At 47.9% G+C, this 22,559-nt stretch carries 20 protein-coding genes; 8 read left to right on the forward strand and 12 right to left on the reverse strand.

The features are described from left to right. Window positions 1–27: 27 nt before the first annotated feature. From ACE04G_RS05750 to ACE04G_RS05785, 8 genes are all read right to left on the reverse strand, one after another. Window positions 28–348, reverse strand: coding sequence for a transposase (locus tag ACE04G_RS05750; RefSeq protein WP_221819655.1), 321 nt, complete (start codon window positions 346–348; stop codon window positions 28–30). A 129-nt stretch (window positions 349–477) separates the two neighbouring features. Then, window positions 478–2,217 (reverse strand): adenine deaminase, encoded by a 1,740-nt coding sequence (locus ACE04G_RS05755; RefSeq protein ID WP_449005142.1) that lies wholly within the window; start codon window positions 2,215–2,217, stop codon window positions 478–480. A gap of 174 nt (window positions 2,218–2,391) precedes the next feature. Continuing rightward, the gene (locus ACE04G_RS05760; protein ID WP_047840797.1) at window positions 2,392–3,450 is read right to left on the reverse strand and encodes an ABC transporter ATP-binding protein; all 1,059 of its coding nucleotides are present in this window, start codon (window positions 3,448–3,450) and stop codon (window positions 2,392–2,394) included. An 18-nt stretch (window positions 3,451–3,468) separates the two neighbouring features. After that, window positions 3,469–4,260 (reverse strand): ABC transporter permease, encoded by a 792-nt coding sequence (locus tag ACE04G_RS05765; RefSeq protein WP_017691790.1) that lies wholly within the window; start codon window positions 4,258–4,260, stop codon window positions 3,469–3,471. A gap of 4 nt (window positions 4,261–4,264) precedes the next feature. Next, a complete protein-coding gene (locus ACE04G_RS05770) occupies window positions 4,265–5,086 on the reverse strand; it encodes an ABC transporter permease (RefSeq protein WP_036612869.1) in 822 nt (273 codons plus the stop codon). A gap of 220 nt (window positions 5,087–5,306) precedes the next feature. Next, entirely contained in the window at window positions 5,307–6,245 is a 939-nt protein-coding gene (locus ACE04G_RS05775; protein ID WP_339306029.1) for a nucleoside hydrolase, read from the reverse strand. 100 nt (window positions 6,246–6,345) lie between these two features. Beyond that, window positions 6,346–7,416, reverse strand: a complete 1,071-nt coding sequence (locus tag ACE04G_RS05780; RefSeq protein ID WP_221820266.1) for an ABC transporter substrate-binding protein — start codon at window positions 7,414–7,416, stop codon at window positions 6,346–6,348. 249 nt (window positions 7,417–7,665) lie between these two features. Beyond that, window positions 7,666–8,010, reverse strand: a complete 345-nt coding sequence (locus tag ACE04G_RS05785; protein WP_449005173.1) for a DUF2294 domain-containing protein — start codon at window positions 8,008–8,010, stop codon at window positions 7,666–7,668. A gap of 374 nt (window positions 8,011–8,384) precedes the next feature. On the opposite strand from ACE04G_RS05785, the gene ACE04G_RS05790 reads away from it, so the two are divergent. From ACE04G_RS05790 to ACE04G_RS05800, 3 genes are all read left to right on the forward strand, one after another. Continuing rightward, window positions 8,385–9,302, forward strand: a complete 918-nt coding sequence (locus ACE04G_RS05790; protein ID WP_449005143.1) for a hypothetical protein — start codon at window positions 8,385–8,387, stop codon at window positions 9,300–9,302. Window positions 9,303–9,623: 321 nt separating this feature from the next. Continuing rightward, window positions 9,624–10,370: a DUF3105 domain-containing protein gene (locus ACE04G_RS05795; RefSeq protein ID WP_405130978.1), complete on the forward strand. Its 747-nt coding sequence runs from the start codon at window positions 9,624–9,626 to the stop codon at window positions 10,368–10,370. A gap of 273 nt (window positions 10,371–10,643) precedes the next feature. Then, entirely contained in the window at window positions 10,644–12,362 is a 1,719-nt protein-coding gene (locus ACE04G_RS05800) for a methyl-accepting chemotaxis protein (RefSeq protein WP_449005145.1), read from the forward strand. Window positions 12,363–12,508: 146 nt separating this feature from the next. Here the strand turns inward: ACE04G_RS05800 and ACE04G_RS05805 are convergent, their stop codons facing one another. Both ACE04G_RS05805 and ACE04G_RS05810 read right to left on the reverse strand, forming a co-directional pair. After that, a complete protein-coding gene (locus ACE04G_RS05805; protein WP_017691781.1) occupies window positions 12,509–13,462 on the reverse strand; it encodes a nucleoside hydrolase in 954 nt (317 codons plus the stop codon). A gap of 269 nt (window positions 13,463–13,731) precedes the next feature. Beyond that, window positions 13,732–15,963, reverse strand: coding sequence for an MMPL family transporter (locus ACE04G_RS05810; RefSeq protein WP_449005146.1), 2,232 nt, complete (start codon window positions 15,961–15,963; stop codon window positions 13,732–13,734). 178 nt (window positions 15,964–16,141) lie between these two features. Here ACE04G_RS05810 and ACE04G_RS05815 point away from each other — a divergent pair, with 178 nt between their 5' ends. Then, on the forward strand, window positions 16,142–16,768 hold the full coding sequence (locus ACE04G_RS05815) for a TetR/AcrR family transcriptional regulator (RefSeq protein ID WP_221819673.1): 627 nt from the start codon (window positions 16,142–16,144) through the stop codon (window positions 16,766–16,768). Here ACE04G_RS05815 and pdxR read toward each other — a convergent pair. Beyond that, window positions 16,765–18,234 (reverse strand): MocR-like pyridoxine biosynthesis transcription factor PdxR, encoded by a 1,470-nt coding sequence (gene pdxR / locus ACE04G_RS05820; protein WP_449005147.1) that lies wholly within the window; start codon window positions 18,232–18,234, stop codon window positions 16,765–16,767. The genes ACE04G_RS05815 and pdxR overlap by 4 nt on opposite strands. 160 nt (window positions 18,235–18,394) lie before the next feature. Here pdxR and ACE04G_RS05825 point away from each other — a divergent pair, with 160 nt between their 5' ends. Further along, window positions 18,395–18,985, forward strand: coding sequence for a GNAT family N-acetyltransferase (locus ACE04G_RS05825; RefSeq protein WP_449005148.1), 591 nt, complete (start codon window positions 18,395–18,397; stop codon window positions 18,983–18,985). A 40-nt stretch (window positions 18,986–19,025) separates the two neighbouring features. Here ACE04G_RS05825 and ACE04G_RS05830 read toward each other — a convergent pair whose 3' ends face one another. Beyond that, window positions 19,026–19,922 (reverse strand): diacylglycerol/lipid kinase family protein, encoded by an 897-nt coding sequence (locus ACE04G_RS05830; RefSeq protein WP_405130984.1) that lies wholly within the window; start codon window positions 19,920–19,922, stop codon window positions 19,026–19,028. 315 nt (window positions 19,923–20,237) lie between these two features. On the opposite strand from ACE04G_RS05830, the gene ACE04G_RS05835 reads away from it, so the two are divergent. The 3 genes from ACE04G_RS05835 (at window position 20,238) to ACE04G_RS05845 (ending at window position 22,337) form a co-directional block, all read left to right on the forward strand. Further along, window positions 20,238–20,831 (forward strand): hypothetical protein, encoded by a 594-nt coding sequence (locus ACE04G_RS05835; RefSeq protein WP_339180241.1) that lies wholly within the window; start codon window positions 20,238–20,240, stop codon window positions 20,829–20,831. Between the two features lie 313 nt (window positions 20,832–21,144). Beyond that, window positions 21,145–21,462, forward strand: coding sequence for a transposase (locus ACE04G_RS05840; protein ID WP_036673079.1), 318 nt, complete (start codon window positions 21,145–21,147; stop codon window positions 21,460–21,462). Between the two features lie 11 nt (window positions 21,463–21,473). Beyond that, window positions 21,474–22,337, forward strand: a complete 864-nt coding sequence (locus ACE04G_RS05845) for an IS3 family transposase (protein WP_449005149.1) — start codon at window positions 21,474–21,476, stop codon at window positions 22,335–22,337. Window positions 22,338–22,559 lie beyond the last annotated feature (222 nt).

Raw genomic sequence — 22,559 nt, forward strand, 5'->3', positions numbered from 1 at the left:
CAATGATATCGTAGTTCTCCCGTTGGCTCAGCGCTTCTCCTTTACTAGATTTGGATACCGCTTTTTTAAATAATCCACCTGTGCTTGAAGGTAGTCACGTTCTTCTTCTACACTGCTAAAGGCAGTACGGGGAAGTCCTTTCATTGGATTCGGAACATTGTTTTTTCGCTCATCGAACGCTTCCCCGTTTTTCCACTTTTTCACCCACACCTTCAGTTGTGAACAGTTTCGAATTCCTTCGCGTTCAGCTACCACTTTATAACTTGAAGACCCTTCGACATAGGATCTAACCGCATTCAATTTAAATTCTTCGGTATACGTCTGAAATGTTTGTCCTTTTTTTGCCATAAAAATATCCCCTCCAAGTGTCACTTGAACCCTCATGATAACATGAAGGCTTTTTCAAGTGTCTACTTAAAGGGGATAATACCAAATAGGGTGTTTTTTCATGTGCATCACGACATATGTGTCTTCAAACTATACAATCAACGATACAACCTTACCTGCATTCACATCAATCAAGCCATGGTCCGTAATCTTCAACGCGGGACTTACCGCAAGGGAATGGGTGCTGATCGACATGATTGGGTTGTAATGCACATATCCAAGAGACAACATCGCTGCTCTCAATTCCTTCACTTGATGGGAAACCACTGCAAGTGGTTCTTCCGTCAAAATGCCACCTACAGGAAGTTCCAGATGGGACAGCACCTTGCCATCTTCCACCACACAGAACCCACCCTGGCTCGAAATTACCGTGTTAGCTGCCAATATCATATCTTCACGATTACGTCCTACAACCAGCAGGTTGTGATTGTCGTGTGAATATGTCGTTGCAATGGCGCCGCGTTTGATGGTGTCTCCACCGATCAGGCCACGTGCACGATTGCCGTTCACGCCATAACGTTCAAAGGTCGCGATCTGCGCATATCCACTTTCTTCCCACTGCAATTCGCCATCTGAGGACTGAACCGATGCAATATGCTCTTCCACAAAAGTAGAACCATCCTTGACCATCATGACACGGCATTGGTACTCACCTTCACCAGCGAGATCAACCCCTGATCCACTGACTTTTGGGTCTGACAACTGAATTGCAAAATCCGCTACGCCCAGCTTCTCCAACTGTACACTCTTATAGAAGTGAGGTGGGAACTGCCCGGTTATGCGTTCCTGCTTATACGGTTCGTAATCGTCATAAGCTTTGCGGCCGTTTTTGTACACCTGATCAATAGCGAGCTCCTCCAGGTTAGATAACAACACATAATCGGCTACTTTGCCTGGGGCAACGCTGCCACGATCGGTCATTTTCATCCGGGAAGCAGGGGTTGATGTTGCTGCATAAATCGCGTCTTCCGGACGCATCCCCATCTGAATTGCCTTGCGTACGATATGATCCAGATGACCACGCTCCACCAGTGAATCCGGCATTACATCATCTGTTACGAAGCAGAAATGCTGCGCCACATCATGTTGAATCAGGTACTCCATGACTTCCGGGGTCATTGATTTCTCTTGAATTTCAATAAACATACCTGCCGCAATCCGCGCCTGTAATCCCTCAATGCTCTGATGAGTATGATCGGAATCAATACCTGCGTAGATCAGTCGATGCAGATCGAGTCCAAGCAGTTTCGGTGTATGTCCTTCGATCACAAGATCCGGATAGTTTTTGCGGATATGCTGTAGAATCTGGTTTGTCTTGCATTCCGGATCACGGATGACATCGACATAGTTCATGATCTCGCCCAGACAGATGATCTCGCCAGTCGCGAGCAGCACGTCCATATCTTCGATTTCAATCGAACCGCCTGTTGTCTCCATCGGGGTTGCCGGAACGGAACTTGGGATCGCATAGAACATGTCCACTGTCGTCTCCCGACTCGCAACCATCATCTCCTGCACACCCTCCAGCCCGAACACATTCGCCATCTCATGCGGTTCCGCTACAATGGATGTTACCCCGCAGCCAATCAGACCATGGGAAAAGGTTTCCGGTGTCACCATTGTACTTTCGATATGCAGATGGATATCGATCAAGCCAGGAATCATGTATCTTCCCCGCGCATCAATGACTTCGTCTGCCTGAATCATCTCCGGTCCGCCGGGTCCAACATATAGGAATCTGCCGTCGAGTACTGCAACGTTGTTCATTTCAAACCGTTTATAATAACTGTTATACACATGTACATTCACAATTAGTTGATCTGCACGCATGGGGCATAATCTCCTTCTTCACAAGCATTTCACCACGATCCGGACTGGACAATGAACCTGTATTTTAATCTGATGCACTGCACTTGATTGCGTATCACTGTCTCGCCCGGAATCATCGCATGAAATGCCTTCTTTGCTGCTCTTATTTCTTAATACTGTTCCTTACAATCACGACTACTCCACCAGCACAAGCTTGTCCTGTGGGAAGATCAGGCTAACACGTTGCCCACTAAGGTACGGTGTTTCCATCTCCTGATTTGCTGTAAAGTCACCCAGTTCCGTCTCAATTACATACTGATAACTGCGTCCCAGATACGTGCTGACCTTGATAATCCCCGGCAAAGCATTCACCACATCCGCAGAAGTATCTCCACTAACGATCAGATCATCCGGGCGAATCGCACCTTTGCGTGCACCGGGACGTGCTGTTCCAGGATGCGCCGTTGCTGTAAACGTACGTCCACCTGCGGTCAGTGTAATCACTTCACCTGCATCACTGCGCTCCGCGAATTCAATGAAATTATGGAACCCGATGAATCGTGCTACAAACTCCGTTGCCGGATATTTGAAAATGGTTTCCGGGCGGTCGAGCTGCTCAACCACGCCTTTGTTCATAATCGCTACCTGATCCGAGATCGAGAAGCACTCTTCCTGGTCATGAGAGACATACAGCGTTGTAATACCCAGCTCTTGCTGAATCCGGCGAATCTCCACCCGCATGTTGAGTCGCAGGTTGGCATCCAGGTTACTGAGTGGCTCGTCGAACAAGAGCAGGTCAGGTTCAATGACCAATGCGCGGGCAATCGCCACACGTTGACGCTGTCCACCAGACAATTCTTGTGGAAAACGTTTCTCAAATCCATTCAGGTTAACCACTTCCAGGATTCGCATCACACGGGAAGAGATATCCTTGTCTTTTACTTTACGCATCCGCAGGCCAAAGGCCACGTTGTCATAGACAGACAGATGCGGGAATAACGCATAACTCTGAAATACAAATCCGAAGTTCCGCTTGTTCGCCGGAACCTTCGTATAATCCTTGCCGCCAAACATAAACTTGCCCTGTGATGCTTCCAGGAATCCGGCGATGAGGCGCAGCGTAGTTGTTTTGCCGCAACCGCTCGGTCCGAGCAGGGAGAGCAGTTTACCTTTTTCCAGCTCCAACTGAAAATCCTTCAGGATTGTCTGCTTATCGTATGCCACGGATACGTGGTCTAATGTCAGCAATGCCATAGCGTTCTGCGCCTCCAATTAACGTTTAGTAAAGTATGAAAATCCGCCCATGATCCGTTCGATCACAAACATTAAGAGTCCGGTCAGCACCATTAACAGCACGGAAATCGCTGCAATCGTTGGGTCAAAATAATTCTCCACATACGTCAGCATCTGGATCGGTAATGTGCTTACCCCTGGTCCGGTCATGAACACCGAGATGTCCACGTTGTTGAAGGACTCCAGGAAAGCAATCAGCACGGCAGCGATAATTCCTGAGCGGATGTTGGGAAGCACGATCGTGAAGAACGTTCTTACCCGTCCCGCACCAAGACTCAGCGCAGCTTCTTCCACTGCAAAGTCAAAGCTCGACAGACTCGACGCGATAACCCGAATGATGAATGGAAGCATGATAATCGTATGACCGATCAACAGTCCGAGATACATCGGCAGATGGTAGATTACGATCAGGTATTTCATCAATGTAAAACCAAGCACGATTCCCGGGATCAGTACCGGGGACAGGAACAGTGCGTTCAGCACGGACTTGCCTTTGAAATCGTAACGACTAAGTGCATACGCAGCCGGAACTCCGAGCACCAGTGCCAACAAGTTTCCCAGTAAGGAAATGATGATGGACGTCTGGAATGTGCGAAGGAAACCGCCTGTGTTGAAAATATTCTCATACCAGCGGAAGGAGAACCCTTCCGGCGGAAATTTGAGTACCGTTCCCGGTTCAAACGAAGTGACCGATATGATCAGAAGCGGGCCCAGCAGAAAGATAAAGACCAGCAGACTGAACAGGCCCAGCCCGATATGTTTCTCCCGCATATGTCTACCCCTTCGGATTTAAAGTTTTGGCCATTTTGTTCATGACACCGACCACGACAAATGTAATTACAATCATAATCGCGGCAACAACCGAGGCCAGATACCAGTCGTTGAGAGTCATGGCGTTCTGATACAGGAACGTAGCAATTACACGCTGCTTGCCTCCAAGGAGGGCAGGTGTGGTATACGCCGTCAGGCTTCCAACAAAGACAAGCACGGCTCCGATCACAAGTCCTGGCACAGCCAGTGGGAACACGACCCGGCGGAATGCCGTAATGCGCGATGCACCCAGACTTTGTGCTGCTTTGAGCAGGTCACCGTCAATGTTCTCCAGCACACCCACCAGAGAGATAATCATCAATGGCAGGAACAGGTGTGTCAGACCGATCATCATCGCTGCCGGCGTGTACAGAATGTCCAGCGGCTTGTCCACGATACCCAGACCAACAAGGGTATTATTAATCAGCCCTTTGCGTCCAAGAATGATCATCCAGCTAAACGAGCGCACGACCGGGCTCGTCAGCAGTGGGAAGATCGCCAGTGCCAGCAAAATGCCTTTACGGCGCGGCGCTTTCTGCGAGATATAATAAGCTGTCGGGAATCCGAGCACCACACAGACGATGGTGGTGACCACGCTGACTTGCAGCGTCGTAAGCAATATTTTCAAAAAGTATGGGTCTCTGAAAAAATGCATGTATCCTTCAAACGTAAAGGAGTTTTCTTGGAAAAACGTCGACCCGATCGTCAGGACAATCGGAATGATCATAAATGCCGCCAAAAACACAAATCCCGGCAGCAATAGCCAGTAGATTACTGATTTCTTCATCGCGATACTCCTGACTTTTAAAATGGTTTTATTCACACGTTAAAAGCACAACTTTACACTAGCTCACTCCGTGCCAGAAGAATCTTTCGATCGCTGTTATCCCCAGATTTTTTGATCCTTATTTAAAAGGGGAAATCCGGGGATAAAGGCGAACGCTTCGCTTCTCCAGCTTTCTTCTGTCACTACGTTATTGTGTAAAATATGAATTTAACTATCATAACTACGCGTTTAACGCGTTGATAAACAGTTCAAGGAAGCTTTCTGCATCTACAGTTTCGCAGACGAGGGTGTTGGGTTGCTCACCCAAACGGTTTTGGAAGTCGCATACCATCTGACCATCGCACAGGCGGCTGGCGGTTTCGACATCGACATAATACGATTTGCGTCCTACCAGTTCCGGGGCAAGGGCTACACCCACGGCTAGTGGGTCATGTAAAGCGCAAGCGCGGACGCCGTTCATTTGTTCATAACGGTTGATATAAATCTCTGTGCTTTGAGCGACGTATGCACGAATTACAGGATCTGTGAGGCGCTCAATCGTTGCTTCATTCAGCAATGTTTGACGCGTCACATCCAGTCCGACCTGAGTAAGCTTCTCGATGCCTGCGTGCAGTACGATGCGAGCTGCTTCTGGATCAGCGTATGTGTTGTACTCGGCAGTCGGTGTAATATTGCCATGTCCGCGAACAACACCACCCATGAAGATGACTTCCTTCAATAAAGAAGGCAGTTCAGGACACTTCATCAACGCGAGGGCCAAGTTGGTTAATGGTGCGGTCATAATTAATGTCAGTTCGCCTGGATACAACTTGGCTTGCTCCACGATAAAGTCTGGCGCAAAACCTTCCTCGGCTTTCTTAGACACGGCCGGATCAGGCAGCGCACCGCCCAACCCGTCCTGTCCATGTACCCGGTGTTCATAATGCGACTTGCGAGTAAGCGGTCCAGCTGCTCCGGCAATGACCGGGATCGTTGGTGCACCCGCGAGTTCAAGAATTTTGCACGTATTCTCTGTTGCCTGCTGGAGTGATACGTTCCCACAGACTGTGGTGATACCGAGGATGTCCAGCTTCCGGCTTTTGACCGCCAGCAAGATCGCCAGTGCATCGTCAATCCCCGTGTCCACGTCCAGAATGATGCGATTTTGCGCTTCACTCATCCGTTCTCAACTCCTATACGGTGATATGGTTGCTTGCTGCAAATGATATAAGTTGAACATGTTGATCAAAGATACTTTTAAATCAGTCGGTTACTTGTTTTTATTGTGCAATCTCACGGTTCCAGCGATCTGTCCAGCCCTTAACCTGTTGATTCACGAATTCCATATCCAGCTTGTTGAGCTTCTCAACAACTTCAGCGCCGTATGTTACACCTTCTGCTTCTTCAGCAGTCAGTTCAACCTTTGTGTTAACCGGGGAATCGACCTTGGCTTTAGCAGATTTCGCTTGTACATCCTGGCTCAGCTGCCAGTTGATGAACTCTTCAGCCAGCTCTTTGTTTTTGCTGCCTTTCACGACATTGATTGTGTTCATCACGGCATATGCACCTTCGCTAGGTGTAACAAACTTGGCATTAGGCACGGCTGCTTTCAGATCTTTGAAATACATTTCCATGATCGGTCCGCCCGCAATCTCTTCTTGGGAGAACATGTTCACGAACTCGGAAGTTTGGCTATAGAATTTAACCACATTGCCGCTCAGTTTTTTCAGTTCAGCAAATGCCGCATCTTCATTAAACGTATCGTTCCCAGCTACACGGGAAGCTGCATCCACAACCATTGGGCCAGCTGTTGCTGTAATATTCGGGATGGTCAGATTACCCTCGAACGCCGGGTCCCACAGGTCACTCCATGAAGTCACTTCTTTGGATACGAGATCCGGGTTATAAGCAATACCGAGCTGTCCAACGGTGTAGGCCGGGCCATAATCTTCACCAAGTGGTGCTTTGGCAATATCATAAATGTCATTTACATTTGGAATTTTGGAGCGGTCGATTTTCTCAAACAGACCTTCATCGATACCTTGTTGTGCATAGTAATCAGACAGGTAGATAACATCAACATTTGATGTACCTTGACGAATTTTGTTCAGACGTTCAGCGTTATTGCCGACTTCGAGCACGATGTCTACATTATGTTCTTTTTCGAATGGACCAAATACTTCTTCATTGAAGAAATCTTCGGAGAAGCCCCAAGTGGAGATAACCAATTTGTTAGCTGCGGTTCCCCCACTGCCTGATCCGCCTGTTGCATCCTCCGTACTGCTGCCACAACCTGCAAGTAATACCGATGTCATTGCCACTGCTGCCAAACCGCTAATCCACTTTTTCATCATGATCCTTATTCCCCCTGATATGTGTGATGTGTATGAAAAAACAAAAAGAAAAGTGCTCTTGTATAAACAAGAACACTTTTCTTCGTAAACAAAGGAAAGCGACACCCGCTGCCGGTACATCATCGGTTTCTGCTTCAGAATCAATCCAAAGACAGACGCCATCATATGAAATTGTACGGAACCTGATCATGAATCCGGGCCATAACCTCCGTATATATCAACAAGAATCAATCCTGCCGATCCATCCTAGGCCTGTTCCAGAATCACATTCGTGATCGCCCACTGAGTGGACGCATCATAATCCCGCAATATAGCTTCGATTGGCAAACCCATGTGTTGCTCGAGCTTCTCCCGGAATTTCTTCTTATATAAGACAGACATGCGGAAGTCCACTTCCAGCTTTAAGCCGGGGGCCTCCCCTTCCAGGGCGTCAGAGCGCGGTGAACGTCGGTGCTTCGCGTAGAAGGTCACAATATTCTGGTCAATGGTCACTCTCAGGAGAGTGGTGCCAAATCCGAACAGTTCCTTCGAAATTTCGTTATAATACTGGCACATCTTCTTCTTGCTCTCATTGCTGTCCAGTTGTTCCATGAACTCACCCACATCTCTTACTACCGTACATTCGACGTGTTAACACGATTGATTATACATAAATATACGATCATAGGCAACCCAAAAGATATAGTTAACATGATAATAACACATAAAAGCGAACGATGAGACATTAACAGCAGAAAACAAATCGGCTTATACCACAGTGAATTTACATTAATATGCCTGCATGTCATTCCTATACTATTGTTGCTTCTACACTCCGCTTTCATACAGAGGATTCGTGGCTTTGTTTCAACTTTCCCTAAATGGGCACTTATTCCTGCGAAACATAGACAAACTTCGTCATTAACCGTTAAAATGAGACACAATGTTGACATGTTTTTATTTTCTAGAAATTGGAGGCTTATACCATGAAATGTCCAGTATGTAATCATGAAAATGGAGATGCCCATTTTTGCGAGAGGTGCGGCTCTAATCTAACCCAAACAACTTCATCATCAACTCCTGTACCGAACCCGGAATCTGCTGCTACTTCCGAACCCGAATATACCCGTTGGTCCAGCACGCAGGCTACCTCTTCCCAGACATCTGCTCCATCCAACACACCATCCGTCTCCATTCACAAGGAACAGGCGAGAGAATCAACAGGTACCAATGACCATGTTTCTGAAGGAGGCAATAGCTCCAATCAGTGGAATAATATTGTGCAGAATGAGAAAGTTCAGCAAGCCAAAGAAGTAAGTAAACAGTATCTGTCCTATTTCCTCAGTGTATTGGCCCGTCCTTATCAGACGATGAAAACCGTTGGCGACCAGCATTCACTAAATGGATGGCTAACGATGGCGCTAATTGCAGTTCTATCTTCTACATACTTCTTAATTACCTTTAGTCGCATAGGCATGGACGGCTTGTTCATTGGTGGATTTTTAAGGCCGCTATTGTTCACCGTCATTATCCTGATTGCCTCTATTGCACTGATGTACGCTATTCTGAAGATTGAAAAAATAACCTTCCGCCCCAAAACACTGGTTGCCCAGTTTGGTACATTGCTTGTTCCTGCTGTCGTATCCCTTGTTCTGGCGAATTTGTTTATTATCATCTCGTATTCCATCGCGATCTCATTGCTTGCTGTCTCGTATATCATTATCTTTGTTGCTCTGAACTCGGTGCTGTTCCAATATCCACTGAATCGTACCCAAGCAGCCATCGATAGCATGTACAGTGTGCTGATCGCCAATGTGGTCGTATTCTTTATTCTGTATCGATTGTTGGGTGAGATTATCATTGGACTGATCCGCCTAATGCTTTCACCGTTTGGTCGTCTGTGAATTATATAAGTTTAACTAAAGATTATTTACACTTGTTACTTCGATGACAGAACAACCTTCCGATCGCTGTTATCCCATTAGATTATATTAAGGCGCTCCCTGCTCACTCGGGGAACGTCTTTTTTGGTTTTCTAAGGCAGCATTGCGCCGAGCATGTTTCATACACTATAATGTGTAGTGCAACAGGTATGTTCTTATTTACGTAACAAACACGGAACCAGCAACTCCCGTTACGTAATGAGCGGATTCACCGTTGCCACTAACACTACATTATGTAGTGTATTAATCACTCATTTTACACAGAAAGCAGAGGAACTCTCTATGGACATGACTCATATGAATCATATGCAAATGGAGCACGAGGCAGGTACATCCTACCTGTGGCTCATCGTAGGTGTAATCGTATTACTGTTCTCCATCGCCGCCTATATCTGGGCATCACGCACACAGGGCAAAATCCTGGGCCACATGAAAAAGAAAGAGCGGGCGGACATCCAGAAAAAAAGTCGATCCCTTCGGCTGGCTGCACATGTAATGATAGCTGTGTCGATAATTATGTTTGGCCTGTTCTTTATGCAAGGAGCAGGTAAAACATATAATGTAGCCGATCTGGCATCCAACGCGACCATCGATGTTACAGACGATAAATATTATGGGGCTGACCATACGGAGGACCCTATCCAGTATGAGATGACAATTCCAACATCGGGGCCGCATAATCCGCATGATATCAAGTTTGGATTTTACACCGACTTCCCGGGCTACAATTACCTGGTACACAATCTGGAGCACGGGGATATCATCATCTATTATCGTGAGAACGCAAGCGAGGATTTGAAGGAACATCTGAAATACCTCGCTAAATTCCGCGAAGCCGGAGCAGGTATTCTGGCTGTACCCAACAAGGATATTCCCGAAGGCAGTGAAGTCGTGGTGACCGCATGGACCAAAACAATGAAGCTCGACCAATTCGACGATGCCAAGGTGGGTACTTTTATCAATAAATATATTAATCAGGGACCTGAAAAGATTCCTGCCTCTGTTCGCCAGGGCGGCGGAACGATGTAATGACGTAATCACTCAGTCATATGAAGCCCCTCTAAGGAGTAACAATGAGGCTTCTTCCAATGATGGGCATGGTCAATATAGGATTGAAACAAAACTAGCTCCCGGATCAAATTGACTCGGGGGCTAATTCTTTATGGACCGGATGCCGATATTTCAAGTAGAAAATGGTATATTTGATATACAATACATACGAACCAAAGAAGAACGACAAGCATCAAGTAAAGAGACAAAGAGAAGATTGATTCAACAGATCAAGGGGGAACACTTTTACCAATGAACAGTTTGTTTATGAGGATCTTTTTATTTTTTTCTTGTCTGATGCTGGCCGCGGGTGCGGTTCTTGGCATTACCATGTACCGTTCATCGGCTCAATTGGTCGAGCAATCCATGGGGATGCAGGCACAGGCTGTGGCTGAACGTGCAGCTGCATTAATTGACACCTCGCTGTATGCACCACTCAGTACCGGACAGGCCGAGACAGCGTATTATGGCACATTGCGTGAGCAGCTTAGTCAACTGCGCGAGGCCAATGGGCTCAAGTATCTGTACACCCTTGGTACACGCGAAGAAAATGGAACAAATACATATTTCTACGTTGTGGATGGGGCTGCTGCCGATGTGGCAGAGGATGACTTCTCTCCTTACGGTTCCGCAGAAGAGACCCATTATGAAGGAATGCTGCAAGCTTTTGAACAGAATGAGCCTATTCGGGGCGAACTCACACAGGATGAATATGGCGCTACCATTACAGCATATGTGCCAATCCATGGGGATGACGGAAAAGTACTAGGATTGGTCGGTGCGGATCTGGATTCCACTGCGGTCTATAAACTGATGTCCCGCAACCGAATGACCATGATCTGGACAGCCTTGGCTATTGTTCTGCTGAGTGTCTTGTTGGTGTATGGATTCGCCCACTACTTGACCCGTCCATTGGTAAAGTTGAAGAAGTTAATCACCCAGGTAGGAAAAGGCGACCTGACCGTCAACGTTGAACTTAGTCGCAAGGACGAGGTAGGACAGCTCGCTTCGGAGTTCAAACATCTGGTTACAGGTACTCGTGATGTCATGACGGGCATCCGTCAAAGCTCCGATTCTCTGCTACAGGCTGCAGAAGGTGTATCGAAACATTCACAGGCGACTGCCGAAGCTAGCCAGCGTATTGCCGAGCATACGAATCATACGGCCAGTGGCGCTGCTGAACAGGTGGCTCGTGCGGGCGAAGTTACGGTAGCCATGGAAGAGATCACGCGCAGCATGCAGCACATTGCGAACTCTTCTTCTATAGTCGCGGATGTATCACAGGAAACGACCAATAACGCGGTGCAAGGTCAAGCCAACATCAACACGGCGATGGACAGCATGGACAAAATTCATCAAGCAAATGTGCAGATGGTGGCCTCCACCTCTCAGCTGGAGCAGTACTCAGGTAAAATTGAGTCGGTAGCACACCTGATGAAAGGCATCGCTTCACAGACCAATCTGCTCGCACTTAATGCAAGTATTGAAGCGGCACGTGCAGGAGAGTATGGCAGCGGATTTGCGGTGGTTGCCTCAGAGGTTCGCAAGCTTGCGGGGGAATCAGAGCAATCATCTCAGCATGTCACCGAACTGATCGCCGAGATGACACGCCAGACTGCCCTGTTGTCAGAACATATGTCTGCCAGCACATCAGCAGTCCAATCCGGTCTCGCGGTTGTTCAGGAGGCAGGCCGTTCATTCACATCCATTCATACCGGGATTGAGACGATGAATGAACGTCTGCACGAAGTATCCGCAGCATCTGAGCAGCTGTCTGCCAGTGCAGAAGAAGTATCCGCTTCTGTGGAAGATATGGAACATATCTCACGCGAATCCTCTTCCAGCATACAGAAGGTGTCTCATGCTACCGGAAGCCAACTGCAATCCATGGATGAGATGAGTGCATCCGCCGAATCTCTGCGGGTATTGTCCAGTGAGTTGAACGGGTTGATTAGTCGATTTAAAATATAGCAGGCAGCTTAGATTGCAGATCAGCCCAAAACAAAAAGCCGCACGGCAGGGACGGGATTATGGGGTTCAACCCCATACCCAGACCACTGCCTGCGGCTTTATTTTTGTTGTACCTTTAAGGATGGCAAGCCCCAAGGCTGCCTGAATTAGTAGCGCTGCGGAGCAGCTTTTTTACCCAAATCCGTCATGTACGTAAAGAACGCTTCCGGATCGGTATCATACACCAGTTGTACTGGACGTCCGTCTGCTTGCTCCACCGTGCGGCCCTGGCTAGGACCATCCGGGATGACAATACAGTTCACGGTTTTCTTCTTCACGATGTCCTCGCGTCCAACGGAAGCCGTTGTCAGTACATCCCACAGATAGTATGTGGAATTCGTCTCACTGTACACCAGTGGCGGACAACCTGCGTAACAGTTACCCAGGAAATCGACGCCTTCGAAGCGACGCTCTGCTGCCCAGCGGTTACGAACGGCTGGAGTCAGAGGTACTTTATTCGTGCTTTCCAGTGCAACCAGATCGATCTGGATGCCGCTCTGCCATACACGGTAAGCCGCTTCCGGGTCCCAGAATACGTTCCATTCAGCTGTGCCGTCATGCTCAGGCTCTTCTACGTTACCGCGCTCGAATGTACCACCCATCCATACCAGCTTGTCGATTTTCTCTTCAATGTCTGGTGCTTCGTCCAGTGCACGCGCAAGGTCAGTCAGTGGGCCTGTGAACAGAAGCAACGTTTTGCCTTCGGTATTGCGAACTTTCTCGATCAGATGCTGATGAGCCGGAACGGCAGAGAGTGGTGCTTCCATTTTGCCGGACTCGTTCAGTACAGGAAGTGCATCTACATAGAAGGAATGCAGTCTCCACGCCGCAGGAAATGGATTTTTCCCTCTGGAGTTGGATTTGGATACCTCTACGGAATATGTACCGAAACGATCGATAATTTTGCGGCTGGCATCTGTTGCTGGCTCCAGATATCCGTCTGCCGGGATAACCGATACGCCGGTTACATGTACATTGTCCATTTGCAGAAGCATGAACAGCGATACGAGATCATCTACGCCGCCGTCATGGTTGAAATACACATTAAGTTGGTTCGTCATGCTTGCTTTCATCCTTCCCCTGGTTGTCCCATTGATGTTGATCATCCGTCTGCCCAAGGCCGACGCTCTCTCTATTATGTCCCATAACCCTTAGCTACGTAAACCTTCCCCATGCAAAGAAAACAAGGATCACGCCTCATCCTGCGGATATTTTACAGTTCCACCATTCCATCTCAGGAGGACAACTGGTAGAGGTCATCATCGTTCGGAAAATAAAGAAATGGACAGCAGGCTTGAAGCCCTGCCGTCCATCTCACCCCATCCATGCATTACATGGACTGGTTCTGTTTCTCCTCATTCTTCTCGGCAATCGGCACATACTTGCCTGGCCAGAAGGCCCATTTGCCCAGTAATGCGGTGATCGCCGGTACCATGAATGGACGAACCAGGAAGGTATCCAACATCACACCAACAGCTGTGATTATACCAAACTGCACCAACACCTGAATTGGCAATGTAGCAAGTACCGCAAACGTTCCTGCCAAGATCAGACCTGCAGATGTAATAACCGAACTTGTCTCGCCAACACCTTCTCTGATCGCTTGACGAAGCGGCATCGTTTTGCGTTTCTGCCAGATGCTAGAGATCATGAAGATGTTGTAGTCTTCACCCAGTGCCACGAGGAATACGAAGGAATACAGCGGAATCGCTCCCTGAATGGCATCTGCGCCAAGTCCGTAGTGAATGATGATCCAACCCAGACCCAGTGCAGAGAAATACGACAGAACGACTGTCGCAATCAAGTACGCTGTGGCTACGATTGAACGCAAGTACAACAGTAGTAACAATGTAATCATGCCGATGACTACCGGAATAATGATCTTGGCATCCCGTTCTCCGGTTACTTCAATGTCATACTGTTCAGCCGTCTGACCATCGATCCAGACCTGACTGTCCACATTAGCTACACCAGCATCTTGAAGCGCCTGTTCCGCAGTAGCCCGCAGATCAGGAATATGCTGCATTGCCTCCATGGAATATGGATTCAGATTGAATTCCACATCAAAGGCGGTAATGTTGGCATTCTCGGCACCCTGCTGAGCATCGCCTACTTTGCTAATGTAATCCAGCGATTCGAGACGTTGCTTCAGATCAGTTTCTTTGCCTTCGGCATCAACGATCACTTTGACTGGAGCCAGCTCACCTTGGGAGAATTGTTCACCGATGGCGGTGAAACCTTCGCGGGAAGGCACATCCTCCGGGAAGGAAGACAACAGATCATACGTGAATTTAACCTGAGTAGAGAATGCCGCCAGTCCTCCCAGCAATACCAACGTAATTGCAAGAACGGTCCATGGCTTTGTTACTACAACACGGCCAATCCAGCTTTCCTTGATTTTGCGCGGGGCCGGAGCCGGTTTGCCTTTTTTCTTCGCACGTTCCACTTCCATCTCATGTGTACGTGGTACGAACGGGTAGAATGAACCCCGACCGAAGATCGCCAGGAGCGCCGGAACCAGCGTCAGACTTGCAATAAACATAATAAAGATGGACAGACTGAATGGTACGGCAAAGCGTTGATATGCACCGTATTCAGCCAGCAACAACACGAGTAGTGCTGCAACGACCGTGAATCCACTCATGGCAATGGCGCCGGAAGATCCGGTAATTGCCTGAAAAATGGCTTTCTTTTTGTCCGGCTCATGATAGAGAATTTGACGGTATCTGGAGATCATAAACAAGCAATAGTCTGTTCCTGCTCCAAATAACAATACCGTCATGATCGAGATCGACTGTGCGTCTACCGTAATCCAGCCCTTATCCGCCATGAATCCCAGAATCGGGCTTGTCACCATATACGCGAAACCAACCGCAATAATCGGGATAATTGCCAATACCGGCGAGCGGTAGATCAACAACAGCAGGACTAATACCAGAACAACCGTAGCGATCAGCAAGGATACATCGGCGGAGGAGAATAGCCCGCTCGCATCAATGGATATCCCTACTGGCCCTGTCACACGGGCAATCAGTGTATTGGTATCATCTATGGCTACATCGAACGGGTTTGCCCCGAAGATGTCTTGTGTTTTTTGCTCAAGTGCTTCAATAGCTTCCTTCAATTGTTCCGAATCGGCACCTTCATTGAAGAAAAGTGGCATAACCAAGGTACTTCCATCTTCCGAAAGCTGGCCTTTCAATGCCTGTGGTGGTAATTGATAGAGTGGCACAACGGACTGTTGTTGTTCTACCGGATCTTGATCCAGTCGCTCCGTTAATGCCTGAATGTTCTCAATTTGCTCATCCGTCAGACCGCCGGCTTGACGCCATACGATCAGCGCGGGCAGTCCTTCACCGCCAGGGAATTCCTTCTCGGCAAGTGCAGCTGCCTGAACCGATGGTTTGGATTCACTCAGATCCTGTGCGTTATTGGTTTCACGTTCACCTACAGCAGGCCATACCATGCCAAGCACAACGGCGATAATGATCCATACCAACAGCGTAATCCATTTGCTTCGTTTGCCAGCAACCCAGCGGCCGTAACCCGAACCTTCCTGCATTGTCTCTTCATCTCCCTATTTTGTTTCTATGAAGCCCTAATATATATGATGGTGTAGTAATGAACCACGGGTCATAGTATAATTGAGTTAATTATATATACCGGAAGGTTAATTTTGCAATGCCTAATTTTGTGAACACTTCTAACAAGCAATTAAATACGTAAAGAGGTATGTACTTATGAGCAAAAAAACAAACATTCCCCGTTCACCGGGTAGACCCAAAGCAGGTGTGGATCAAGCGTCTGTGCAAACCAACATATTAATGACCGCGTCACGATTGTTTATGGAATACGGGTATGAACCCGTTTCTCTCCAGCAGATCGCTTCGTTATGTAATGTGACCAAAGCATCGATCTATTATCACTTCTCCAGCAAAGCCGAGCTGTTCACCGTTGCCATTACCCGTATGATGGCGATGGGCATGCAGCAGACTTCTCTCCGTCTGGATGAACCCGGTCCATTGCAAGAACGTCTGGTTAAGGTTGCCGAAGCGAAGATGCAGCACTCCCATATTGAAACGGAGACCATGATGCGAGAAGCCGAGAAACATCTGGACCCGGAGCAACTCGCTCAGATTCGGGAAGCAGAGGTTCGCATCTTTGAAGTACTAGCCACCCATTTTCAGAAGGAGATGGACAACGGTTATTTGCGGGTCGGGAACCCTATGCTGCTTGCCCATGCATTTACGTCACTGCTGATGCTCGCGAACCGCGAAGATGTACGCAACATGAATGGCGGCAGCATCGAGGAACTTGCACGGGAACTGGTGGGGCTATTTCTGGATGGAGCGGTTAAGCGGAACTAATAATCGCCCCAGATTCTAGCCAATGCGGCAATACCCGGGTCAATGCGTTCCGGCTCTATTCCGGCAAAACCGATAATGAACTCTCTTTTGCCATCTACTGGTTCGCTCCCGTTTGCCCACAAATATTCCGTTGAACTGATTTGTATCCCTGCCTCTATCGCTATGGTTACCAATTCTTTGGCTGACTGTTTCGTCGCCATTCGCAATACCAGATGGAATCCAGAATGTTGACCCCTTATTTCAACCCGATCACCAAAATGCATCTGAATGGCCTGAACGATCAGGTCATGCTTTCGTTTGTAGACATTACGCATTTTTCGGATATGCTTACCCAGTTCTCCTTCACGCATGAACATCTCCAATGTTCGCTGATGGAGCCGGGAAGCTGATTGCTCGAATAGAATAGTCTTATACATTTGGCGAAAATGATCCATTAATTCTCTGGGAAGTACCATGTAGTGTATACAAAGAGCAGGTGCGAGGACCTGCGAGAACCCACCCATATAGATCACGCGGCTTCCTTCTTGCAGCCCCTGCATGGAAGGGATTGGTCTTCCATGATACCGGAACTCCCCATCGTAATCATCCTCGATGATATATGCCTTTGTTCGTTCCGCCCAATCCAGCAACGCCAATCTGCGGGTAATCGGCATGGTCATACCTAGTGGAAATTGGTGAGAGGGCGACACACCCGCCAATTTCACCCCGGCCTGTTCCAGCTCCGTCAAGTTTATGCCATCAGGGTCCAGAGAGATCGGGACAACCTGATAACCATAATTGCGGAATGTGCCAGGTAACAGTCGGTATCCAGGATTCTCTACACCGATGGAATGCGTTGATTCTCCCTTGTGAAGCAGGGTCTGTGCTAATAGGGACATTAGCAGATGCTGTTCAGCACCCACAACAATCTGCTCTGGAGAACAGCTGACTCCCCTGAAATGCGCAAGATAGACAGCAATTTCACATCGTAGCCCCCATTCTCCCTGAGGGTCCCCATAGAACAATAGCTCCTCCGCTTCTTCCCGCCATACCCGATTAACATATTGGTGCCACTTGGCAAGTGGGAACAGGCTGAAATCATTGCGTGACATATGAAAATCATATTGTACTTCTCTAGCAGGGCGTATGGCCTGCTGTTCTGACCATGTCGTTCGAGCCTCGGGAGCTTTCCCGGCTGTCTGTGTGTCTGTCTTCCCGATCTGCATGGCATGATAGCTGTCTACCAAGGCACGAACACGATAGCCGCGTCGTGGCTGACTGTATACATATCCTTCGGCGATCAACTGTTGATAGGCCCATTCCACAGGAGTGGTGCTTACCCCAAGCATCTCGGCAAGCTTTCGCACCGAAGGCAATCGGCTATGCTCAGCCAATGCCCCGTGAATGATTCCCCTTTTGATATGATCCGAGAGCTGTACATAGATTGGCGCACTATCGTTCTCATCCAACTTTAGCAATTGAATCATACTGCTGCACCTCATCTGTCCTGTAAAATTAATTAAAACTGTATATTTGGAAGTATACAGTATTGGGATATACTCATGTCATCATCAATATGTAACGCCAACTTTAAGAGGCAGGGCGATCTCAATCTGTCCCGCCTTGAACCTATAGGAGGAACAACTTATGTCACCACCAAAACCATCCCCACGTATCCCCCGTCTGCTGGAAACGTCGCGCATATATCTGCGTCCTTTCGAGATTACAGATGTGGATGCTTATTTCCCCAGCCTGTTTGACGCCGAGATGCGCAGGCTGACGGGAACACAGAACAGTTTCACACGCGCTCAGGTTGAACGTTATGTTGAGAGCGCTGCACAAGATGACTCCAGACTCATGCTACTTATTGCTTTACAGGAGAATGACCAGATCATCGGAGATGTCGTCCTGATGGACATGCATGCCAAGAATCGCAGTGCACATATCCGGGTTGCCATCGATCAGGCAGAACATCAAGGAAAAGGTTACGGTAGCGAGGCGTTGCTGCTTATGCTGGACTACGGCTTCGGAATCTGTAACTTGCATCGAATTGAGCTTGAGGTGTACGCCTTCAACAAGCGAGCCATTCGCACGTATGAGAAGCTTGGATTCCAGCGCGAGGGTGTGAAGCGGGATGTCTTGTTCTACAATCATCAATACCATGATGCCATACAGATGAGCATGCTGGAGGATGAGTTTAGGCAACGTCATCTGAAAGATCAGGCAGGGAATGTTTGATTTTTCGATCAGTCAAAATCAAACTAAAAAACCGGGGGATCTAATAACCCTCCCCGGTTAGAAACTTCAGATGACCCGTCAGCACCGATAGCTCGGCGGGTGTCTTCATATACAATTCGCCATCCGTGTCAGCTGACATCTGCGTATCTGTCTTCACTTTTAACGTAGATGCCTTGAAGTATGAAATGCTTTCACTCTGAGGTTGCCATTCTCCCTCTGGCTTGTGCGACAGAACCTCTCGCAGCAGCGGAATGCCTGTCTCATGAATAATGAGCACGTCCAGTTCGCCATCCTGCAACGCATCCGGTGCAAAGGGCAATGCATTTGTTCCCAGAAAACGGCCATTGGCTGCGTAGATCATCACCGCCTCGCCTTCCATCTCTTTCCCATCCGCCTCCAGTTGGTAACGAAACGGTTCCGTATGACTAATCGTCTGCAACGTGCTGATGAAGTAGCTGAGCTTACCCAGCGCGCCTTTCAGATTCTCGTTAATATTCTGCGATGCATCACTGATCAAACCAATGCCAAAAAAGTTCGTGAACACCCGATCATTAGCCCGTCCAACATCAATGGACACTACCCGACCTGCCAGCATTTCTTGTGCCGCAGTCTCTGCATCCGATGAAATCCCGAGCGAACGTGCAAAGTCATTACAGGTGCCCCCAGGCAATATACCAATCAACGGAGGATGTTGCAGATCGGCCAGTCCATTCACACATTCATGCACCGTGCCATCCCCACCCAGGATAAACACCACATCGAATTGCTCCCCGCGCTCACGACACAGCTTCTCTCCTTCACCAGCTTCATCCGTACACACAATGACGAGTTCATGGACAGCGGGAGCCAGCACACCAGCCACAGGACCCACTGTATTCTCACGATTGGCCTTGCCCGAATGATGATGATGAATTAACAACGCTTTGTTAAACTCCATCCCTCTTCCTCCATTCCAATGCTTGTTACCCTTTACCCACAAAGGTTGAAGCCGTAAACAAGCCCTTCGCTAAGCACTCATCATGATTCCAAATAGGTTTCCCAATCAGGTATGCATCCTAATGCTCATTCATTCGTAATAGCTAGATGACCCGTTTATCCATAAACCATTTCCTTGTTTAACCAGAGGTATGCATGAGAAAAAGGGTTTCTCCGCACCTTAATGTCATAAGGCTGCAAATTTTGCTGGTGAGAACCCATTCAAATCGAGTCAAAACGGTTATATCTATACCATATACGAATGGAGGGATTCCCTATGATTCCAGCAACGTTGGAACAATTGGAGCAAGTTCGCAAGGAATGCCGTACCATGGTTCGCAAAAGAGCTACCGCTTCTGCCGGTACAACACTCGTTCCGCTGCCCGGTACAGACGTACTGGCTGATGTGGGGATGCTGATGCAGCTGTTGCCTGCCATTAACAATAAATTCGGATTATCACAAAAACAGCTGGACGGTATGGACCCCGAGACCAAATCCATGATCTATGGATTCGTGATGTCCATCGGAAGCAAAGTCATCGGTCGTATGATCACCAAGGAATTGGTGGTACAGGTTCTGAAAAGAGTCGGCGTACGCGTAGCCACCAAATCGGTCGCCAAATTTGTTCCGTTTGCAGGACAGGGACTGGCTGCCGCACTCAGCTTCACAGCCATGCGCTATGTAGGTAACAAACATGTCGATGACTGTTATGAAGTCGTCAAACGCATGATTGAGCAGCGCGAATTGATTCCGGGTGAACCCGCTCCGTCTGCGCTGGAGGAAGCTAACAGCGACGACCTGAAGGTAGAAGTAAAGTCGGTCTCTAGCAACGATGCTGATCTTCCTGCGAATGATTCTAAGGATCAATAAAATGCGGACCATATCCTGCCCAAACAGAAGCTTAAAAAGTATCTCATGACCAATCTGAATGTCCCTCAATCGGTGAGCTTATACTCGGGTGCTTGTATCTAGATCGGTGTACGATGAATTCAAAATATAAACAAACGGGACAAAGCAGTATAGTTACACCGCTTCGTCCCGTTTTTATTTTTGCAGCATGGCATATATAAGACAATTATGACTATGGTTTACTAGAATATTTTAACGAACTCAGTGGAGCTAGAATAAAAAGTGGACACCCGTTAACGGACGGAAGGATAATAAGACTAACGGAGGTGTCCACATGGGAGAACAGCGGCAACGATATAACGAAGAATTCAAGAAACAAACGGTCAAATTCATTCAAGAGCAGACGAAGACACTTGGAGATTTGGCAGAAGAACTCAACATTCCAAAAAGTACGTTGCACCAATGGATGAGTAAGTACCGCGAACTAAAACATGAGCCTGTTGCCAGTGTAGATCGAGTGAAGGAACTGGAAGCAGAGCTTCAAGAGATGCGCCGGTTGCTTCAAGAGAAAGAGCACACGCTTGCGGATACACAAGAAGAACTGGCGATTGTAAAAAAAGCAGTGCACATCTTCAGCAAACCAAAGAGCTAAGATTTCAGTTTGTGGAAGATCATCGCTCCGAGTTTTCTTTGGAGAAGATGTGCAGAACCTTTCAAGTATCACGGAGCGGATATTACAGATGGCGAATGGACCGAACCAGCAAGCGGCAGAACCGCAAAGACGAGGTCATGAAGCGTATTCGGTATCATTTTTACGACCACCAGATGCGGTGTGGAAGCCCTAAAATTACGTATCTGCTCCATTTAGAAGGGTTGCGAATCTCTTCCCGTACCGTCAGTATATACATGCGTCAAATGAATCTACGTTCTGTGGTCATGCCCAAATATCGCGTTCAGACTACGGATTCCAAACACGACCATCCCCTTGCGCCAAATACGCTGAATCAGCAATTTAAAACGTCCAAACCGAATACGGTATGGGTTACCGACATCACCTACATTCCTTGCCGAGGAGGTCGTCTATATCTGGCCAGCGTTCTGGATTTGTGCACACGTGAAATTGTAGGCTGGCGTCTATATAACCATATGGAAACCAGTTTGGTGATGGGTGCACTGGAGGAAGCTTACAAGGCCAAACGCCCCGCTCCGGGATTACTCCATCACTCGGATCGCGGCTCTCAATACACGTCAAAAGAATACGTGGAGCAACTAAAATCATACGGAATGGAATCAAGCATGAGCCGCCGAGGAAACTGTTATGATAACGCCTGTATTGAGTCATGGCACAGTATTTTAAAGAAGGAACTCATTTACTGCAACCCTCGTTTTAAGACGCCGGAAGAGGCTTATACTGCCATCTACCAGTACATTGAGTTCTATTACAACCGCAAGCGAATGCATGGCGCGCTAGGGTATCTTTCCCCTGCTCGTTTTGCGATGAAATTTACGGACAGATCCGCAGCGTAGTGTCTACTTTTTTGACATAGGTCCACAGCACACTCTAATAGGCACAATTTCACAATTCCGGCATTCTAACGAATCGTAGACACTTTATTTCCTCATTCTGCGGTTTCTTTTACCACTTTGTGCTGCTTATCCGAGAAATAACATGTCTCAAGTTCGTTAGAAATGGGAGTGCTTGGTAATCCTCCATAAGCACCTCAACCCAGATACCATGCAACGTTCTTT

This window comes from Paenibacillus sp. AGC31 (genome assembly GCF_057334655.1).

What these genes read in the sequence shown, in the direction of transcription:
- ACE04G_RS05765 (WP_017691790.1), bottom strand. Translation starts at nt 4,260, where the DNA reads ATGCGGGAGAAACATATCGGGCTGGGCCTGTTCAGTCTGCTGGTCTTT.
- ACE04G_RS05750 (WP_221819655.1), bottom strand. Translation starts at nt 348, where the DNA reads ATGGCAAAAAAAGGACAAACATTTCAGACGTATACCGAAGAATTTAAA.
- ACE04G_RS05840 (WP_036673079.1), top strand. Translation starts at nt 21,145, where the DNA reads ATGGGAGAACAGCGGCAACGATATAACGAAGAATTCAAGAAACAAACG.
- ACE04G_RS05835 (WP_339180241.1), top strand. Translation starts at nt 20,238, where the DNA reads ATGATTCCAGCAACGTTGGAACAATTGGAGCAAGTTCGCAAGGAATGC.
- ACE04G_RS05805 (WP_017691781.1), bottom strand. Translation starts at nt 13,462, where the DNA reads ATGACGAACCAACTTAATGTGTATTTCAACCATGACGGCGGCGTAGAT.
- ACE04G_RS05755 (WP_449005142.1), bottom strand. Translation starts at nt 2,217, where the DNA reads ATGCGTGCAGATCAACTAATTGTGAATGTACATGTGTATAACAGTTAT.
- ACE04G_RS05795 (WP_405130978.1), top strand. Translation starts at nt 9,624, where the DNA reads ATGGACATGACTCATATGAATCATATGCAAATGGAGCACGAGGCAGGT.
- ACE04G_RS05830 (WP_405130984.1), bottom strand. Translation starts at nt 19,922, where the DNA reads ATGGAGTTTAACAAAGCGTTGTTAATTCATCATCATCATTCGGGCAAG.
- ACE04G_RS05800 (WP_449005145.1), top strand. Translation starts at nt 10,644, where the DNA reads ATGAACAGTTTGTTTATGAGGATCTTTTTATTTTTTTCTTGTCTGATG.
- ACE04G_RS05770 (WP_036612869.1), bottom strand. Translation starts at nt 5,086, where the DNA reads ATGAAGAAATCAGTAATCTACTGGCTATTGCTGCCGGGATTTGTGTTT.
- ACE04G_RS05785 (WP_449005173.1), bottom strand. Translation starts at nt 8,010, where the DNA reads ATGGAACAACTGGACAGCAATGAGAGCAAGAAGAAGATGTGCCAGTAT.
- ACE04G_RS05810 (WP_449005146.1), bottom strand. Translation starts at nt 15,963, where the DNA reads ATGCAGGAAGGTTCGGGTTACGGCCGCTGGGTTGCTGGCAAACGAAGC.
- ACE04G_RS05790 (WP_449005143.1), top strand. Translation starts at nt 8,385, where the DNA reads ATGAAATGTCCAGTATGTAATCATGAAAATGGAGATGCCCATTTTTGC.
- ACE04G_RS05780 (WP_221820266.1), bottom strand. Translation starts at nt 7,416, where the DNA reads ATGAAAAAGTGGATTAGCGGTTTGGCAGCAGTGGCAATGACATCGGTA.
- pdxR (WP_449005147.1), bottom strand. Translation starts at nt 18,234, where the DNA reads ATGATTCAATTGCTAAAGTTGGATGAGAACGATAGTGCGCCAATCTAT.
- ACE04G_RS05760 (WP_047840797.1), bottom strand. Translation starts at nt 3,450, where the DNA reads ATGGCATTGCTGACATTAGACCACGTATCCGTGGCATACGATAAGCAG.
- ACE04G_RS05825 (WP_449005148.1), top strand. Translation starts at nt 18,395, where the DNA reads ATGTCACCACCAAAACCATCCCCACGTATCCCCCGTCTGCTGGAAACG.
- ACE04G_RS05815 (WP_221819673.1), top strand. Translation starts at nt 16,142, where the DNA reads ATGAGCAAAAAAACAAACATTCCCCGTTCACCGGGTAGACCCAAAGCA.
- ACE04G_RS05775 (WP_339306029.1), bottom strand. Translation starts at nt 6,245, where the DNA reads ATGAGTGAAGCGCAAAATCGCATCATTCTGGACGTGGACACGGGGATT.